The organism is Paraburkholderia sp. (assembly GCF_034668105.1).
GTDB lineage: Bacteria > Pseudomonadota > Gammaproteobacteria > Burkholderiales > Burkholderiaceae > Paraburkholderia.
The window spans coordinates 1-3,674 of sequence record NZ_JAXDPY010000454.1 but is presented as its reverse complement, the minus strand read 5'-3'; the positions used below and the strand labels follow the sequence as shown (position 1 = coordinate 3,674).

Annotated in this window: 2 protein-coding genes and 2 pseudogenes; 1 reads left to right on the top strand and 3 read right to left on the bottom strand. The window is 59.6% G+C overall.

Translation table 11 applies throughout. The annotated features are described in order from the left end of the window. Positions 1 to 129: 129 nt before the first annotated feature. Positions 130 to 525, top strand: a pseudogene (locus QOC89_RS20405) (transposase); the annotation flags it as partial. A gap of 22 nt (positions 526 to 547) precedes the next feature. Here QOC89_RS20405 and QOC89_RS20400 read toward each other — a convergent pair. From QOC89_RS20400 to QOC89_RS20390, 3 genes and pseudogenes are all read right to left on the bottom strand, one after another. Further along, positions 548 to 2,260 carry a methyl-accepting chemotaxis protein gene (locus QOC89_RS20400; protein WP_323046672.1) on the bottom strand — a complete coding sequence of 571 codons (1,713 nt, stop codon included), beginning with the start codon at positions 2,258 to 2,260 and terminating at the stop codon, positions 548 to 550. Between the two features lie 93 nt (positions 2,261 to 2,353). Further along, positions 2,354 to 3,181: an alpha/beta fold hydrolase gene (locus QOC89_RS20395; protein ID WP_323046673.1), complete on the bottom strand. Its 828-nt coding sequence runs from the start codon at positions 3,179 to 3,181 to the stop codon at positions 2,354 to 2,356. A gap of 237 nt (positions 3,182 to 3,418) precedes the next feature. Next, positions 3,419 to 3,674: pseudogene (locus QOC89_RS20390) on the bottom strand (hypothetical protein); the annotation flags it as partial.

The window sequence follows — 3,674 nt, the reverse complement described above, 5'->3', positions numbered from 1 at the left end:
CGCTTCCTACCTATCTGCTGCCCGACCAGGTTCAAACGGCCCCGGCGCCCCGATATCCTGGGCGCAAACCGTTAGACTATCGCGCCGTGCTTACCAGCATCCGGTTCGTGCTGCAGTCCGGTATCCCAAGCGCAAGGTATCCCGCTCGCGCCGATCCTGACGGGCGCCAACCGTCATGACGTTACGCAACTGCTGCCGTGGATGGACACCATCCCAATTCGCTGCAATCGTGGTCGACCGCTGTCGAAGCCAGCGACCGTGCGGGGTGATCGTGGCTACGATCAGGGCAAATCCCGTCGGCCACTACACACTGCGGACATCCCGACCCAGATCTCCCGTCGAGGTGAGCCGCAAGTCAGTGGCCTTGGCAAAACCCGAGGGGTCGTCGAGCGCACAATTGCGTGGCTGCATAACTTCAGGCGCCTGCGCATTCGATTCGAACGCCTCACCTTTATTCACGAAGCGTTCATGCAAATCGCTTGCTGCATCATCTGCTGGCGGCAACTTCAACCTTCATTGCATTAGAACTTCTTAGAGAATGAGGCATCTAGAAGGTCGTCCAGTCGCCTGACCCGCCGGTCTCGGCTGACGGCACGCTGGCGGGCACGGCGTTACGGCGGCTGTCGTGGCCAACCTTGGGCGTCGCATCGCGTCTGGGGGCTGAAAGACGGGCCAGATGCTCGCTCGGCGCGGCTTTGGTGGTTTGCATACGAGCGGGCCCGCCACTAACCGTGAATACCAAAACCATTTCGTTCAATTTCGTCGCCTGTTCGTTCAGCGATTGGGCCGCCGCCGCGGCCTCTTCGACCAGCGCCGCGTTTTGCTGCGTCACCTCGTCCATATGGCCGACCGCCTGATTGACCTGTTCGATACCGCGTCCCTGTTCCTCGGACGCTGTCGCGATCTCGCCGATGATATCCGCCACGCGCCGCACCGCCTGCCTGACCGCATCCGTGGTGCGGCCCACTTCGGCCGCCTGGCTCGAACCTTCCTGGATGGTCCCGACCGACGTTTCGATCAAGTCCTTGATTTCCTTGGCCGCCGCGGCAGAGCGCTGCGCCAGATTGCGTACTTCGGAGGCTACCACCGCAAAGCCGCGGCCTTGCTCGCCCGCGCGCGCCGCTTCGACCGCCGCGTTCAAGGCCAGGATGTTGGTCTGAAAGGCGATGCCCTCGATCAGCGCGGTAATCTCGGCGATTTTGGTGGAACTGGCCGTGATCTCGCCCATCGTCTCGACCATGCGCTTGACCACTTGATTGCCTTGGTCAGAAATGTGCGTGGCACTCAAAGCGAATGTGCTGGCCTGGCGTGCATTATCGGTGTTCTGCCTGACCGTGCTGGTCAGCTCCTCCATGCTGGCCGCCGTTTCTTCGAGCGAGGCTGCTTGCTGTTCGGTGCGCGAAGAAAGATCGACGTTGCCGGTGGCGATTTGCCTGGCGGCGACGCTGACCGAACCGGCCGAACCGCGAACTTCGCCGACCACCTCTGCCACGCGCGCCAACAAGGCATTGAAGGCCGTCGCAGTGCGGCCGATTTCGTCCATCCGTTCGACCTTGGCCGTGTGGGTCAGGTCCATCGATTGGCTCACGTGCTGCAACGTCTGTTGGATACTGTTCAGGCCCGAGGTGATCAAGCGATAAAGCTGCAGGCCCAAGCCGCCGCTCATCAACAGCGCCGCGACCATACAGCTCATCAGCAACCACAAGGCCTGCGAGTAAGCGGTGTTGTTCGCATCGCGCAGATCGTGGCCGAGTTTGACGTTGTAAGCGATATGACTATCCATGCCTGCCCTTAATGTCCTGCCCGCAAGGTGCAACGGCCCTACCATCAGCGAGGCCCTGGCACCATCCAGGTCGCCCGCTCGGACACTCGCCTCGAAATTTTTCAGTGCGACCCGGTAGGCCGTGAGACTCGCCTTATCGCTTTCGAGCATCTGGCGGTCGGTGTCGTCCGATATGTGGTCGCGCTGGTACGTCGCGATATGCTGATCCATGACTTTATCAAGCGTGTCGATCTCTTGAGCGTTTTCGGCTCTGCCGGCATCGTCGGTACTCAAAAGGTAGTTGAAACCAGACCGCGCATAGGTGCCAAAATCGTACTTGGCGTCTTCAAGTTCCTTGACGCCGGGAATGATATTGGTCTGGACGTACTCGAAGCGGTGTTGCGCCTGGTTGAGCCGCCAGAGTCCGATGCCGCCCACGAAAATCAAGGCTATCAGGGCGACCGCCAACGTAGAGATTAGGCGCCTGGAAATTGTCATGTTTAGCAAACCGGTTATTAAACCAACGTAAAATTGGGACTGGAGAATTTAATTCGACCGATCTGCCAGGTCGGTGGGGCGCATGACTCCACCTCAGGTCGTCAAATCGTGTCGTTTCAACCAGTCGAGCACCAGGCCGGCGATGTCGTCGCTGTTGTCGTCGCACATCAACGCATGGCTGTTGCCCTTGATTCCCCGGGAAGGCAAGTCGATCCATTCGACATCCGCGCCCGCGGCGACCAATGCGTCGCTCCACGCGCGCACAGCTGGCAACGCATGCAGACGTAAGCTAGGCCGTTGGTCGAGATAGTCGCCCCAGACAAACAGATGCGGCACACCGCGCAGTCTCGCCAGTTCGAATGCTTGCGGGTCGGGCGCGCCGGAGGGTTCAATCGATATGACTGCCTTGACCCGATCCGGAGCGTGAAGCGCAGCCGTCAGCCCGAAATTTCCGCCCTGGCTATGCGTCATCACAATGCTGCTGTCGAGGCGCGCGATCAGTGCGTCGTAGGCTTCCTGCGTCAGGGTATTGTTCGTTGCCCACCTTGGCACGAACTGCTTCATGAACGTGTCCATATGCCGGACAGGAAAACGCGTTCCTTCATGCGCGCGCCGCAGCGCCGGGTCCACGTGCCATGAACCGTGCGGCCCGAATCGGAAGACGTCTTCCCAGGCCTCGCGTCCGGTGCGGAAGTAGGGCTCATCCGCATACACCGCCGGGAACGGCGCCCACGAAGAACGGCCGCGCTCGACCGCATCCGAGACGTACACATCGAACCCGGCCCGCAGGAAGAACATCTGCCATCCTTGCCGTCCGTCCGGCGTCGTTTCCCACGTGGCCCCGGTCATGCCGCCACCGTGCCAACATACAAGAGGATGAGGACTTTCGGGCGAGGCAAGTCGAACATACTGGACATACATCTGACCCGCGACGATTTCGCCGTTCGGGTCGGCAGAATATACCGCGCCGCCTGGCGTGCTCGGCCTCTCGCGATGCACCACGCCGGACAGCGTGTGCAACTTGCCGCCGACGTGAAAGCTCCCAATCTCTCGCACCGCGATGGCGGACGAGTCAAGCTCCACTGCAGAGTCAATAGTTCGATTTTGGCTCATAAGACACATTCTCTTTACAGAATTAGTATAACAAAATATTCCTTATCAGAAACGATGACGAATTCCGAAGTCGAGTTCCCGGCTTCCTGACCCGTACTTCGTCGTCGTATAGCGGATGTTACTCAACATCATTCCCGCGACGTACAGGTTCGTTCGTTTCGACAGGAAATATAGGTAGTTCACGATCAGTCCGCTAACGTTCATCGCATGGCCGTTCAGATCGTTCTTGTACTCATAGGCGACATACAGCTCGTTTGCCATATTCCAGCGCTTGCTGACGCCCACGTGAAAATCACGGAAA

What these genes read in the sequence shown, in the direction of transcription:
- QOC89_RS20395 (WP_323046673.1), bottom strand. Translation starts at nt 3,181, where the DNA reads ATGTATGTCCAGTATGTTCGACTTGCCTCGCCCGAAAGTCCTCATCCT.
- QOC89_RS20400 (WP_323046672.1), bottom strand. Translation starts at nt 2,260, where the DNA reads ATGACAATTTCCAGGCGCCTAATCTCTACGTTGGCGGTCGCCCTGATA.